General features: G+C 36.6%; 4 protein-coding genes. All 4 read right to left on the bottom strand.

Annotation, left to right across the window (positions count from 1 at the left end):
* Positions 1-10: 10 nt before the first annotated feature.
* From IC619_RS11315 to IC619_RS11300, 4 genes are read right to left on the bottom strand one after another with little or no spacing between them, the layout of a single operon-like run.
* Positions 11-3,361 (bottom strand): non-ribosomal peptide synthetase, encoded by a 3,351-nt coding sequence (locus tag IC619_RS11315; protein WP_191140357.1) that lies wholly within the window; start codon positions 3,359-3,361, stop codon positions 11-13.
* Between the two features lie 21 nt (positions 3,362-3,382).
* Entirely contained in the window at positions 3,383-10,609 is a 7,227-nt protein-coding gene (locus IC619_RS11310; RefSeq protein ID WP_191140358.1) for a hybrid non-ribosomal peptide synthetase/type I polyketide synthase, read from the bottom strand.
* Positions 10,610-10,638: 29 nt separating this feature from the next.
* Positions 10,639-12,063, bottom strand: coding sequence for an aminotransferase class I/II-fold pyridoxal phosphate-dependent enzyme (locus IC619_RS11305; protein ID WP_191140359.1), 1,425 nt, complete (start codon positions 12,061-12,063; stop codon positions 10,639-10,641).
* A 34-nt stretch (positions 12,064-12,097) separates the two neighbouring features.
* The gene (locus IC619_RS11300) at positions 12,098-16,582 is read right to left on the bottom strand and encodes a non-ribosomal peptide synthetase (RefSeq protein WP_191140360.1); all 4,485 of its coding nucleotides are present in this window, start codon (positions 16,580-16,582) and stop codon (positions 12,098-12,100) included.
* Positions 16,583-16,590 lie beyond the last annotated feature (8 nt).

The following is a 16,590-nucleotide window of genomic DNA, read 5'->3' as shown; positions in this document are numbered from 1 at the left end:
TCATCGTGATCTATAATGTTTTCTCTCGTAGCTGACTATGAATATTTTGAACAAGTTGTGTCACATGAGGAGGTTCTAGCATCGAGTAGTGGTTACCATCTATAAGCGAAAGCTTGATCCGTCCTCGTGTTAACTCTGACCACATCTCTGCGATCTTTTCCGGTTTACTCATTTGAATCAAACTATCTTCCAAGGCTAAAAACAAGTGTACATCAGTTTGAATAGATCCTTTAAACTGATATTTATTCACTGCTAGTCCATTAATAGCTAACACACGAAGTTTGGAATGAGAGATTTGATTTAATTGCACTTCATCAGACAGTTGGTCACTAATTCGTTGTTGGCATGCTTTAATCTGTTCCGCTTCGCTCATGCCATCTAAAAAATTCTCATCTAACCCTTGTAGTAGTGCATATCGAATTAAAGGATCGTAAGCCTGGTTCGCCCGCAATACTTTCTCCTCACTCCTCGGAAAAGGTTTAACATCGCATACAGCTAAATAAGAAACGGTATCGCCATCCGCTTCCAATTGCTTGGTCATTTCATAAGCAAGCATCCCCCCAAAAGACCACCCTAGTAAATTGTAGGGACCTTTCGGTACAATCTCTCTCATTTCTGCAATGTACTGCGCTGCCATCTGCTCTACAGTCCATTCAGGTGAATCACCATCATCATATCCCGTCGCCTGGAAAGCATAAATCGGATATTCTGTGCCCAACTCTTTTGTGAGATAGACAAAGTTCATGATCCCTCCCCCTTGTCCATGAACTATGAAAAGAGGTGGGAACGATTGTTTACCCTTATTGAGCAAAACTAGATTTTCATTTAGGGGCTCTTGATGGGCATTTATCATATGACTCAAATCAGCAACAGTAGGATGTTTAAACAAAGCTGACAATGGTATATTCACACCCATTTTCTGCGTTAGTTTGTTAGTCAAAGTGATTGCTTTTAGTGAGTGCCCTCCCAAAGCAAAAAAATTATCGAATACACCAATATGCTCGATTTGAAGCACCTCCTTCCACAACTCCACGATTTCATGTTCCAATGGGCTTCGTGGAGCACAGTAGGCGTCCTTCTCTTGTAAAGTAGATTTGTCTCCATTAGGTTCAGGTAGTGCACGATGGTCCACTTTTCCATTCAGTGTGAGGGGGAAGTCATCTACCATCACAAACGTACTTGGAACCATATAGACTGGCAACTTCCGTAAAAGCCAATTATGAAGATCATTACTCGTCACTTCACCATCCAGTACTACATAAGCACACAAGTATTTTTCATTTTGTATATCCTCTTTTACTAAGACAAGTGCACTTCTAACATCCTCGTGTAAACGAAGTTGGTTCTCAATTTCACCAGGCTCTATTCGATAACCACGGATTTTCACTTGATGATCACTACGTCCGATAAACTGTAAATTACCATCCAACAGCCGTTTTGCTATATCGCCTGTACGATACATTTTAGTACCTGGTCTAAATGGATTATCGATAAATCTCTCCGCTGTAAGGTTAGGTTGATTCCAATATCCTCTTGCTACACCTTCTCCTCCTACCCATAAATCACCAGAAACTCCTCTTGGAACGAGCTGCATCTCAGTGTTTAATAAATAAATCTGTGTATTTACGATCGGTTTTCCAATTGATACATGTTGATCGACAAAATCTCGCGACTCATAATGGTACCCAGAACAAGTTACCGTTGTCTCAGTCGGCCCATATGCATTTATAATATTTAGATTTGAATTTAATTTAAAATAATTCTCTAAAACACTTCCTTTAACCGTTTCTCCTCCCACAAACATCTTCTTAAGAGGGAAGTACATTCCCGACTCTTCAAACCTTGTATACAATGGGCTAAGAAGAGTAGGCGGAATGAAGGCGATCGTTACTTCCTTTTGCACCATCGTATTAGCTAATCGCTCTACATCAAACTTTTCATTGGCATACATGACCAGCCTAGCTCCCAATAAAAGCGGGACCCATATTTCAAATGAGCTGGCATCAAAGGAAATATTTGTACAAACAAGAAAGCGATCAGTAGAATCTAATCTATCTTTATATAGTTTTTTATGACCGATAACCATGTTATGAACAGAACCATGCTCAATCATTACACCTTTAGGATTCCCAGTAGAACCAGAGGTGTAGATCATATAAATTAAATCATTAGCATTAATTTGAAGCGGCAAATTGGCTATACTTTCTAACTTCGCTTCATCACGATCTAAATATATCCATTGACCCTTAAAATCGACATTATGAAACAAGCGTTTTTCTGTCAACGCCAGTAAACAACCACTATCTTCTAAGATATATTGAATACGCTCAACAGGATAGTCCGTAGAGATAGGAACGTAGAAACCACCGGCTTTTGTCACCGCTAAAATGCCAATAATGAGTTCTGTTGTACGTTCCAGCATTATTGCAATTGGTTGATTGGTACACACGCCTTTCCGCCTTAGCACACTTGCCCATTGGTTAGATATTTCATTTAATTCCCGATAAGTCAGGTGACGATCTTCATCACATATGGCAATAGCCTCTGGATGTAACGCTACTTGCCTCTCAAACAACTGCGCTAATGTTAAATTCTTATCGTAATCCAGTAAGGTCCCTTCACAATCTATAAGCATTTGTTTTTCCTCTGCTTCAGTACACATCTTAACCTCAGATATACCAGCAGACGGGTTAGTCAAGATACTTTTAAGAATGCGCAGATAAAGCTCGACATAAAGCTTAATAGAAGACTCTGAGTATAAAGTTGGGTTATACAACAATCTTACACGTAGCTCCTCATTTTCTCTGGCGAACATCAGTGCCACATCTATTGCTTCTGATTCAATACATGTCGGATCATGAATGTTATCAAGTGAGACAACCCATTTACACCAAGGTGGGCGATCATTCGTTTGACTAGACTCCCCTTCAGCATACAATTGATTAATTGGAAAGTCTTGATTTATATATGCTTTTTTAAGATTATCCTTAACTTCCATGAGTACCTCTTTGTAAGATTGAGATGATTCCAGTCGAGAAATGATCGGAATCACCTTAAAAACAGGATCATACGAAGGAACACCAATACCTAATTGTTGGCTACTACTATATCGATAAAGCGAAATTTTAGAAACAGTTAATAAAAATGTATAGATCAGCATATCCGAATATTTACAAACTCGTAATAATTCATTGGTTATTGTTGCATCTATGGTAATCGACAGACTTGCTTTTTCCTCTACATGGGTTTCAGATTGAAAATCATTTGGAATACTCACAAAATAGGGTTCCATGTTAAATTGATCAGACCAATACTGTTTGCGTTTTAGTATTTCTTTATCATACACAATCATTGATATCATAGCACCTTCTCTCTGTACTTCTTACTTAATTGGTTTTGCCTTTGAAATTGTTCCTACTTTTTTTACTGTTTGTGGCTTTTGAAGCGAATCATATATAAATTGGCTTAGTGTGTGTACACTGTCATAATGAAAAATCGTATTTGCATCTAAATTTAATGAAAATCGATTAGACAATTCCATCATAATGTCAATTGCTTGGATGGAATCTCCTCCTAGTGAAAAGTAACTTTCTCTTGGATTTAGCTCTTCAGTCTCTTCAAATTCCAATACTTCTCTCCATGTTGTAGAAACAATGCTTATCACTTTGTCCAAAGTCCATATTTCTTTCATTTGCGGTTTTCCTGTTAATTTTCCATACAACTGTGAATCAATATCAAAAAATGACATTCGTTTCATTTCTTCTAAATCTTCTCCATTTAATCCGCTGATAAATGAATGGCTTGCATTTGCACCTAGGATGGTATGAAATATGGAAACTCCCTCATTCTCTTTAAACCCTAAGACGAGTGGTGACAGTCTCTTTATATGATCCATCTGGGATGAAGCCCTGTTACTCCTGTTTACATCTCCCATCCCTGTATTTTGCCAACCTCCCCACTGAATTGAAAGAAATTTCCTACCCAACTGACGTTGGCATAGCGCATAACTATCAAGAAAAGCATTTGCAGCAACATAAGGCGCAATATTTTTTTCAGCAAGTACTGCATCAACTGATGAGAATAAGATAAAGAAATCCAAAAACTGATTGCGTAACAACTGATCAAGCACAATTGTACCTTTTACTTTCGCCTCAAATACAACATCAAAATCTGCAATTTCCGAATCTTTTAATGCAGTTTCTCTACCTAAAACACCTGCTGTATGAATCACGCCATCGAACTTCCCAAAGGTTGCTGTTACTTCTTCCACAATCTTTTCCATTTCTTCCCTGCTAGATAGGTTTGCTTGATAATACTGAACATTGGAGCCGAGATGTCGAATCTCTTCGATTGCTTGCATTTGTGAAGCACTTAATTCTTGTAAACTTGTTCGCCCAACTAGAATCATGGTTACATTATTTTTCTCGGCGATCGATTTACAAACTTTTTGTGCAATGCCACCCGTTCCACCTGTTACAAGGTAGACACCACTTTCTCTAATGCGCTCACGCTTAGGAAAAGAGTCGATTTGTAAATTTTTCAAAACTTTTGTGTGACGTTTTCCATTTCGATAAGCAACTTCACGAAAATCACTACCACTAAATACCTCTTTATAGATTGTCTCCGCTATCATAGATGGAGAGTCTTGACTACTGACATCAATACAAAATGATAAAAATTGATTTAACTCTCTATTCATTGATCTGTTCAAAGCAACTGTAAAGCTGTGTAAAGGATTCACATAATCATCATTTTTGACTACCTCAAAAGCATTTTTCGTAATAAAGAAAGTGTAGACGGGATGATCTAATGACAAACAAGTGGTCATACTCTTAACTAAATAGACAGTCGGGTAAAAGAAATCTGCTAAATGACTGTTCAATCGATCCCTATCGGGATGAATCACATGGGTAAGAGGAGAAGAAAGAATTTGTGTCAGATCAATCACTGCACCGAGTGTGATTTCTGATTCTCGTAACTTCTTCATCACCCTCACAAAATGCTCTTCATCGTGTGGATTTATCTCATACTGATCTACTGCAAAGTTACGATACTGTTTCCCATAGAAAAGTTGAATGACACGCTGACCCTTGTTGGTAAATGACGATACGATACGAGAGTGTAGCTCTCCCGTTACAGAAACCATTAATACTGCTCCGGTAATATTTCGCTGTTTCTTGGACAATTCCGATGTTGTCCAGTCAAAACCGTGTAAAAGTTCATGGTTCACTTTCTCAAAGTCACCCGCACCGTGATGATAAAGTAATGACGATTTGGACTTAGATCCCTCTGATTGCTCCAACCAATACGATTTATGTTGGAAAGGATACGTCGGTAATGAAACAGTTCTTCCTTTCTGAATTTTTTCCAAATTGATGTGGTAACCCATTTGATAAATTCGAGAAAGTGAGGATAGAAAATCTTGTTCTTTCTTTTCCAGTGTAAATGCGTCAAACACATCAACACCCATTTGACCTTGAACAGAACTACAACCTACTGATAAAATGAGATGATTTTTACCATCATCAGGTAGGAAATGATCACATTTTTCTAGTTGTGGTTCTCTAGATAATTTCATCACTTCTTCAAATGTTTTGGTTCCTAGAATAAAATCCTTCGTATATTGACCAATCCCAACACCATGGATTTCAACTTCAATGCCTAAAGACTGGTATAAATGGTACATACTATATAAAAATGCTACATATTTTACTTTTGGATCCATCGATTTACCCATAAACTTCTGACACGCACTGATGATATTCTCATCCATCCAACCCGTTTGACAAAGCTTTGAAAATAAATGCTCTGCGCCCACTTCATAATCTTGAAAACATAAAATTATTTTTTTTGAATTTTTCATTTCTCTATGCTGTTTACTATCATTTTCTCCAAGCATTTGAAGGAGTGCATTCCTGTCCTTTACTACTACCGAAAATCGATATTGATCATGTTTTCTACGACAATTCAATGTATAGCTAATATCCGCAAGCATCTTTTGAGGATATTTAGATAGATTACTTTTTAAATCATTTATTTTCTTATTTAATACATGCTCATTCGGTGCCGACAATGTGATGAGATGAAATCCTTCTGAGTAGGTATGTTGTTGCTCGTATTCCTCTAGCACTACATGCACGTTTGTTCCGCTCAGTCCAAATGAGCTTATTCCAGCTCTTCTTGGTGAACCACCTATTTTCTGCCATTTCTGAGCACGATTATTCACATAGACAGGTGAGTTTTCAAAGTCAATAAAAACATTTGGTTTGGTGTAGTGAAGAACAGGTGGAATGTTTTTATTTTGTATACTTAATATCGTTTTAACTAAACCTGCCAGACCAGCAGCACTATCCAGATGACCTATGTTAGTTTTCACAGAACCCATCGCAATAAATTGTTTTTGGTTTGTATAAGATTGATATGCTTTTTGAATTCCACTAACTTCAATAGGATCACCTAATCTGGTTCCGGTTCCATGTGCTTCAATATAAGAGATTGTCGTTGGATCAATGTTTGCATCTTGCCAAGCTTTAACAATTGTTTCTGCTTGGGCATCCGGACTGGGGGCCGTTATTCCATTAGATCTTGCTCCATCTTGTACAACCGCACTTCCTTTTAATACAGCATAAATGTGGTCATGATCTTTAACCGCCTTTTCTAACGGTTTAATAAGAATACATACGCTTCCTTCGCCACCAATTGTCCCATCGGCATCATCAGAAAACGCCCGGCAAGTTTCTGTCGGCGATACAATTCCTGAATTTAGTGCAATATCTTTACGAATATGATCAATTTCGATATGAATACCGCCCACTAGGGCCATATCGCATTCATTTTGCCGCACAGCTTTCATTGCCGTATGAAGCGCAACTAGAGAAGAAGAGCAAGCTGTATCAATTACCATAGAAGGCCCATTCAGTCCCAAGTGATAAGAAATACGCCCGGCAAGATTAGAAGGTAAGTTACTAGCTAAGAGCTCGTCCAATTTGATATCTAGATGATTTAAGTAACTAGGTAAGACCGCTCCCATGAAAACACCCACATTATTACTAGCCAATCTCTCATGTGTATAACCCGCATCTTCGATCGTAGAATGAGCTGTTTCCAACATCATTCGCTGATTAGGATCCATGGCTTTTGCTAATTTCGGTGAGATATTAAAATATTGAGGATCAAATTGATCAATTCCTTCAATATAACCGTAACGCAAATATTCTTTATTTGGATGTTTTTCTGGATCAAGATGTTTTCTTGAATCAGGAATTTCTCTGATGCTATCTTGCCCTTGCAGTAATTGCTCCCACCACTCGGACATATGATCCGCATCTGGTAGTTTTATACTTACACCGATTATCGCCATATCTTTAACCGTATGTGTCTGCCCTACTGATGAGATAAGCGGGGAGAGCTCTTTCTTTTTTTCATGCACTTTAGATGACGCCAATACAAAGTCTGCTAATCCAGCAATCGTATTGTATGTAAACAAATCACTTATTTCCAACGAAAGATTTGGTATTATTTTTTTTAATTTATTAAAAACACGCATAATTTGAATAGAGTTCCCACCGGCTTCAAAAAAGTTCGTATAGATACCGATTTGTTCAATCCCTAAAACTTCTTTCCAAATCGCCTCAATTTTTTGGTCCAATTCATGCCTTGCACCTGCTTTATTTATGATCTCTTCTTGTAAGACAAGCTCCTTCTGTTCCAATATCTTGCGATCCACTTTACCATTTGGAGTAAGTGGAAATGAAGAAACAAACTCATAATGAACAGGAATCATATAAGTTGGTAACTTTTCCCCTATATAGAAATTTAAGTCATGTTTGGATAGTGTATACTCCGATTTTAAATACGCATAAAGATCTGTTTGTCCGGCATCGTTTTTACGGGCAATAACGACTACACCATTGATTTGAGGATGTTTAAGCAGTACGTTTTCAATTTCTCCTAATTCAACGCGAAAACCTCGAATTTTAACCTGTTGATCTACTCTTCCCAGATATTCCACATTTCCATCTATTAACCACCGCCCCTTATCTCCCGTTTTATATAATCGGTCTCCTGGAATGCCACTAAAAGAGTTATCAATAAATTTCTCTGTCGTTAAATCTGGTTGATTTAAATATCCACGTGCCAAACCAACTCCACTCACACAAATCTCACCTGGGGTACCAATCGGACATAAACGCCCATAATGATCTAGAATGTAAACGCGCATATTTCTTCGCGGTCGACCAATAAGAGAGATTTCATTGTCGGAATAACCATTAAAATGATAGGTACATGTTTCTACTGATGCCTCGGCAGGGCCATAACCATTAATAATTTTTCCATTACCATTTAAGTAAGTGCGACATTTTCTCACTAGTTCAATCGGTACATATTCACTTCCTAGAGAAAGGCAAGTTAGATCAGGTAATAAAGGGAGCTCTTCTTCATCTTCATCTATTTGTTCAAGTAATATATTCATAATAACGGGAATTTCATCGATATTGTTGATTTTATGCTGTTGCAAATAGCGCAGATAATCGCGCGCATCCTGTCTTGTGCTGGGATGAAGCAAATGTAGCGTTCCTCCTGAAACAAGTGGAGGGAATATTTGTTGAAGAGAACTATCAAATGCAAATGAATTTGATAGCAATACTTGATAACCTAATCGATGTTCATATTCGTTTACCGCCCATGTTACAAACTCAACAAAAGATTGTTGTTCTACCATCACGCCTTTAGGACGACCTGTTGACCCAGAAGTGTAAATTACATATGCTAAATCATTAGGTGAGGAAATCACCTCAGTAAACATGTTTTTTTCTTCATGTAATTGGTTATCTTCTTGATCTAAAACCATGACATTAGCATCAATCTCAATTGATGAATCATAACAAGCAGACGAAGTAATCAACAATTCTGAGCGACTATCCTTTAGTATATAATCAATTCGGTCTCTAGGATAATTTGGATCAATCGGAACATAAGCAGCTCCTGTTCCCAAAACACCCATAATGGCGATAATCATTTCAATTGACCAATCCAGTTTGATCGAAACAATTTTCCCTGGACCCATTCCTCGATTCTGCAGTCTAATCACTAAATCGTTCACATGTTCATGTAATTGCTCGTAAGACATTTTTTTATTCTGAAAAGCAACTGCATCGAGTTCAGGCGTAGATTTTACTTGTTCAAGAAAGAGTTGAAATACGGTTTTATCATGCGGAAATTCTTGTTTTGTTTGATTAAATTGGGAAACCGTCTGCACTTTCTCCCACTCCGGCAGTATCTCCAGGTTTTTAACAAGACCTTCTGGATCATTCAACATGTGTTTGAGTACGACTTCAAAATGCTGGATCATACGTTGCATCGTCTGCTGATCAAATAAACCTGCTTTGAAATCTAATTTCATTTGGGGCTCTCCTGCTAGCAAAAATGCTACTGAAATATCGTAATTATTTAGCTCCCATTCAGAGTACTGATTAATTTTAAAATCAGAGTATGCTCCAGCACGCAATTTTTGATCTAGAGGATAATTTTCAAAAACCAACAGATGATTAAACAGTGACTCCCTTCCATTGATTTTTGCTGATGAATGAATATCTGTTAAGGGTAAATATTCGTAATCTTTCTTATTTACATTTTGTTTATGTACCGCGCCTATAAGTTGGGCAACTGTTTGCTGTGGCTGAGTTGAGATACGGACAGGAATCGTATTAATGAATAATCCGATCGTTTTATCAATATCTTGCATATCTTCAGGACGACCAGAAACAGTAAGACCAAAAGTAACATCATCACTACTGCTGTATCGTTGTAAAACAATTCCCCATGCCACATTAAGAACAGAATTGACTGTGACGCTATATTCATTAGACAAAGCTTCTATTTGAGGCATTAAATCAGCAAGTGATCGTGTAACAGAGCCTATCTGTATATTCGTTTCATCCTTATTGACCTTGTATGGAAGTTTCGTTGTGGGTTCCCAGTTACTTAATAAGTCTGCCCAAAATATTTTCGCTTTTTCCTTGTCTTGTTGTTCAAACCACTTTATATACTCCTTATATTTTTTTTTAGGTGTGCTTCTAATGTTTGTTTGATTGGACAAAATTTTTCCGTATTGTTCAAACCATTCATTAAAAAATACCCCCATTGACCATCCATCCATGATAATGTGATGAAAGTTAACTAATATACGATACGTTTGGGATGTTAATTTGCATATGGATATACGAAGCAACGGACCTTTAGTGAGATCAAACCCTTTACTTCTTTCTTCTTCTTCAATTTGTATCATACTTTCTTCCCGCTCGCGCTCGCCACAATCTACCCAATCATATTTAGTTATGTTATAGTTCATTTGACGCAAAATAACTTGAACGGGATGGCTTAATTTCTCCCATTTAAAAACGGATCTTAAACATTCATTGTCCTGTGCAACTAACTGTAATGCTTTTTCTAGCTGTGGTATTTCTAACTGACCTGAAACTTCAAGTGCAACTTGTCCGAAGTACATCTGCTGTAAAGAATCCTTTAGACAGTGGTATAAAATCCCTTCTTGTGTAGGGGTTAACTTAAGAATATCCTCTATTTGATTTGATTCCACCGATGGTGTCATATCCATTCTCTCCTCTATTTCTCTGATAACTATGTGTACACACGCTGATGCATCAATACATCCTCGATTTTCTCTAAGTGTTGAATGATTTTTTTAATCTCATCGTGAATCAGTGTGATGCGAAACCAGATTTCACTTGGACTCTGCTTCATACCAAAGACATTACCGGGAAGAACGCCACATTTCGCTTCATAAAATAGAAACTTAAAGAAATCATCATCACTCTTGAATTTTAAATCAGAATTAATTTTCATAAAAAATACATTGCCAATATTTTGGTTGGTATAATCCGAAAAAACCTTTGATTGTGTAGCGAACTGTGTTACTTGATTTAATGCTGTCTTTTGTAGAAAATTTGATTTTTTTATTCTTGATTTATATTTCGAATGCAGATCGAGTGATAACAAACTTTCAAAGAGTTGCTGTTTATTTACAACTTGACCCCATCCAAAAATCCCTTGTGAAAAGTACTCCATATCATGTAAGGATGGCTCAGAATGATTTAATGCTAAATATTTAAAGTACAAATTTAGAGCAAAATAAACAAGTGATTGTGTGTTTAAGCTATTCTCCATGGAAGAGATAATATATTTATACTTATCCATTAGCTTAGGATCTCCAAACCAGTAGCCGGTACGATATCCAGAATAAAAAGGCGTATCTTTAGAACATCCATAAACTTTTACCACATAGTCAAGTCGATCCGTTAAATTGAATATTTCCGTAAACGAACGCGTTTCCGGAAATATTAAATCCTGATATATGTTATCTACAACTAAATAAATTTCATTATCTTGACATGTTTTTACAATTTTCTTTAGTTCTTGTATCTTTTCCCCTTCATAGGTAGACTGAGCTGGGTTATTTGGATAGGTAATGACCACCGCAACAGTATTAGGAGAAATATTACTTTGAATTTCCTCAAATGTTGGTAAAAAATCATTTTCCCTTTGTGTATACACATAACGCGGGGTCACTTTGCCACCTAAATTGGACAATTGCGCCGTATATACCGTATAGTTCGGCAAAATCAGAATAACTTCTGGAGTACTAAATTGGTCACTCTCATTTTTTACTTTCATAATCGCATTTATGACGCCATTCATTACATTCGTACATCCATTTCCACAACCAATACCCGCTTGACTCACAAGTGATTTGGTTACTTCCTTCCGCATTGGATCCTGTGCCATTAATCTTGAATATTCCAAAGAACGAATTAAGTCATGAAGTTCTGTATACCCATCAGGAGATGTATATCCTGGTTCAATAGGATGAAAATCAGCTACTTCTTCCATTTTAAATATCTCAGGAAATAGATGGCTGTTAAAGTTCATATTATCCAATACATCAATTTGTTCTCGACGATCAAAGATCATACTCCAATATTGAATTAATCTTTGATACATCTCTAACTTTTCCATCCCTTGATTATAGTAAGTATTAATGCTCACCACAAAATTCCTTTCATCATGTTTTTTTATTTCCTCAAAAAATAAGGGAATCTAGTTCATCTTGACTTAAATTTAATGTTTCAAAGTCTGAGGGAGTGAACTCGATATGGTCCTGATTACTACAATAATCAATTATAGTTCTCAAATGGTACAACCATTTCTCCATAAAAGATTGAATCGTATTTGGACTAAACACATTGTGATTAAATGAAATTGATAATCGTAGTTCATGATTGATAACCATAGCTGTAATGTCCATTGCCGCAGTTAAATGATTCAAACTGCCTATATCGGCCCCAGATGATTCATCAGACAAGGTGAATAATTTCGGATACACAGTTGCGTCAAAATCACCTAAGTAATTAAAGCGAATCATGGATCCATTGTCATCTAGCAAATCTCTAGAAAGATACTTAAGAATCAAGTAGTCAAAACCTTTATTGGGCACTTTTCGCATCTGCTCTTTAACTGATTTTATCTTTGTCGAAATCATCTCTTCTCCGATTTCGATCTGCATAGGAAACATACTTGTAAACCATCCCACCGATCTCGACAAATCTAGACCATTCTCAAACTCCTCCCGGCCGTGCCCTTCCATCTCAATGCACACTCGATTTTGATTTGTAAACTCTTTCACGGTGATAGCCAAAGCTGCAATCAACAAATCTACTGGTTCTGTTTTAAAGGCTTCATTTGCCTTGGTTAACAAAGCTTGTGTTTCTTCTGAATGCAGTCGTTCACTGTGTTGTTGTATGCTTTGGCTTTGATCATTTAATACGGAGTCTGACGGAAGCCAAGTCTTTGACGCTTTCATCGATTTCCAATAAACAGCATCTTGATCCGTTAACCGTGACGCATAAGTTTCTACTTGATTTACCCAGTATTGGTAGCTATGCGTCTTTTTAGGCAATGTACCAGATAGATTTCGGTCTTCTAGTAACTTAATCATATCCTGTAACAAAATTCGCCACGATACTGCATCAATAATCAGATGGTGTGCCGTAATAAGTAGTCTTTTTCCTTGTTTTCCTAGATCAAAGTAACAAGCACGCAACAATAAATCATTTTCAAGATTCATTGTAGATTTCAATTCAAAACCGAGTCGCTCCAATTCCATCTGTTGTCTCTCATAAGATATAGAAGATAAGTCAACTCTTTTGACATCAAATTTTTGGCTTACGTGATGTGAATTATAGAATAGCATCCCCGTCTTCTCGTTTAAGTTAATTCGTAATGAATCATGGTGCTTGATTAAATCATTCATGATTCGTTCAAATCGATCGATTTCGAATTCATCACTAAGATTTAATAGCACCGATTGATTCCAGTGATGAGATTGTTTAAATTCTTGTGAAAAAAACCATGATACAATCGGGGATAAAGCAATCTGGCCTTCTATCATTTCTTGATTAATGGTACGATCATCCTGATCCTCTTCAATACATGCTACTATTTCTTTAATCACTGAGTATGTCAGAATATCTTTTACGCGTATGTTCAAACCCATACTTTTTAATTTAGACGCTAGCTGGATGGCTTTAATTGAATCTCCTCCAAGCTTATAAAAGTCATCCATTATAGAAATTGAATTCACTTTCAAAATTTCTTGCAGAATGGCTATCACTTTCTTTTCAATCTCAGTAAGTACCTGATCCTCAGTCATGTTTTCTTCAGAAGTAAACTCAAGTGGCAATTGGCTTCGATTCACCTTGCCATTTGACGTTAAAGGGATATTATCCATGAAGATAAAATGCGCGGGTACCATATACACAGGTAGTGATTTTGATAATTCTTGTTTCAACTTAAACGCTGTCATTTGGTTAGTAGATGACTCTTTCACGATATAAGCACATAAATGTCTATGACTGTTCATTTCACAATCAACAACGACTGCTTCTTTGATATTTGGGAGTTGCAACAGCTGATATTCGATCTCTCCTAATTCAATCCGATATCCCCTCAACTTGATTTGACTGTCTTTTCGACCCACATACTCAATCATTTCACCATCGAGAAATCGAGCTAAGTCCCCTGTTTTGTACATTTTTCTCCCCGAAATAAATGGATTGTCAATAAAATACTTTCTAGTCAAATCAGGGCGATTCCAGTATCCTTTTGCGACTCCATCTCCAGAAATATACAATTCACCTATACATCCTAAAGGAACAGGTTTTAACTTCTCATCCAGGATATAAATTTGAACATTGTCGGCAGGGGTACCGATCGGAACAGAAATTTGATTACTTACGGTCTGATCAAATAAATGAACCATGCAACCAACAGTTGTCTCAGTTGGACCATATTCATTAAAAATCTCTATTTCTTGTGCGAAATTCTGATGAATTTTTTGAGCAAGGGAGGCTTTCAATGCTTCTCCCCCAACAATCAATCTCTTAACCGAGGAATGAGGAAAAGATTTATCTTGCAATAATGATAAATGCGCTGGAGTTAATTTGATAATCGTCACTTTATTATCCGCAAGAATATCATAGAGCACAAAATTTTCATCATTTTCCTGATATACTCGAATCTGGTTTCCTCCAATTAAAGGAGTGAAAATGGAGGTAACTGTAAGATCAAAGGCTAAGGAAGAATACAATGCAAATATCTCATCCATATGATTAACATATGTCTTTTGTGACCAATAAGCATAGTTGACTAGGCTACAGTGTTCGATCATCACCCCTTTCGGTTTACCTGTTGAACCAGACGTATAGATCATATACACCAAATCGTCTGGATGAATGATCGTATTTAAATTAGAAGCATCCTGTAAATATAATTGTTGATCTTTGATTCCAACGATCATACCTGTAAAGCCTAAATCTTGAGGTATATCACGATCAGTTAATATGCAAGAAGCTTCACTATCTACAAGGATCTCTTCGATTCGGGTGGGAGTCGCACAAACATCAATTGGTAAGTAAGCTGCTCCTGTTTTTAGAGTGGCTAGGATGGATACGATTAATTCAGTTGAATGACTTGCATACACTCCTACTACTTGTCCTCGTCCAATACCATCCCTTTGTAACGATCGAGCTAATTGATTGGCTTTCTTATTAAGCTGTCCATACGTTAATACTTCATTTTCACAGGTCACCGCTGTCCGATCTGGTGTCGCTTCTACCTGGTTTTCAAACAATTGGACAATCGTTTTATCCTTCGGATAATGAGTCTCATTATGATTAAAGTCATAAATCAATCGTTGTGTCTCAGTTTCTGTAATTAATTGTAGGTTTTCTATAGTAATATTTGTATTATTTAGAATTTGATCCGCTAGTTGTAGTATTTTAGCATACATTTGCTCAATTTGCAGATCTGTAAAAACGCTTGTTTTAAAATCAAAATCTAACTGTAAACTGCTTTGATCCGACCAATCTTTGATTACTAATTGTAATGGATATAATTGATATCCATTGTAAACTTCCTCCGCGTCAAGCAACTGGTTACTAGGTTTGAAATTATAATAATTTACACAACATTGGAATAAATGATTATAGCCATGCTTTTTTAATTGCATTTCTTTGACTAACAAGTCATACGGATACTTTTGATGCTTATAACTTTTCCTAATTTCTTTTTTCACCTGCTTGACATATTCCTTCACAGAAACATGTTCATCCATTTCACATCTAAGTGGCACTGTACTTGTAAACATACCAATCGTTTGTTTTTCTCTCTTGCCTGATCGGTTATACACAGGAGTACCAATTACAATATCTTGCTTACCTAGCATTTTACGAATATAGATTTGCAATAACATGATAAACCATTCATTAAGTGAGCATTGATGACGTTCTGTCCATCTTTTCATTTCAATAGATAGTTTTTCATCAATAAAAAATGATTTGCGTTTACCTGAAATCTCATCTGAACTTTCATTAAAGATCAATTCAGGTAGAGATTCAAATTTGGATTTCCAAAAATTTTCATCCTTTAAAAAGCGCTCCGAGTTAAGGTATTGCTGTTCTTTATCGATAAATTCTCGATAAGAGCATATGAAGGGACTCTCTACACTTTCACTCGCCATACGTTGTTCGTACATTTCACAAAGCTGTTTAGCTAAAATGTGAATAGACCAGCCATCAAAAATTAAATGATGAATCTTAATAAATAATCCGATACGAGAGTCGCTTATTTTATAGATTGCCATATAAAACAGATCATGATTAATCAAGTGAAAAGGCTTCTCTATTTCTTGCTTCATCCATTTATCACAGCTAAGCTGTGGATTGTCCTCAAGACTAAAATCTTTTAAATCAATCTTCGTGAGGGCAAAGTCACTAATAGTTTGATAAGCTTCCTGATTTTCCTCAAAAAAATGTATACGGAATGCTTCATGTTTCTCTATAAATCGTATGATGGTTTCCTCAAATACTTGTATATCTATCTTTCCTTTTAACTCTGCTATACCACAAATATGATGTAGGGCAGTACCCGGCATTAACTGCTCTATATACCAAATTCTTTTCTGCGGATGGGTGAGAGGAAATGAACGACTGCTTTTTTCAGCTACCATTTAATTTA

It is taken from the genome of Polycladospora coralii (assembly GCF_014773435.2).
Classification (GTDB): Bacteria; Bacillota; Bacilli; order Thermoactinomycetales; family Thermoactinomycetaceae; genus Polycladospora; species Polycladospora coralii.
The sequence above is the reverse complement of the archived record's forward strand: the minus strand, read 5'-3'. Positions and strand labels throughout refer to the sequence as shown.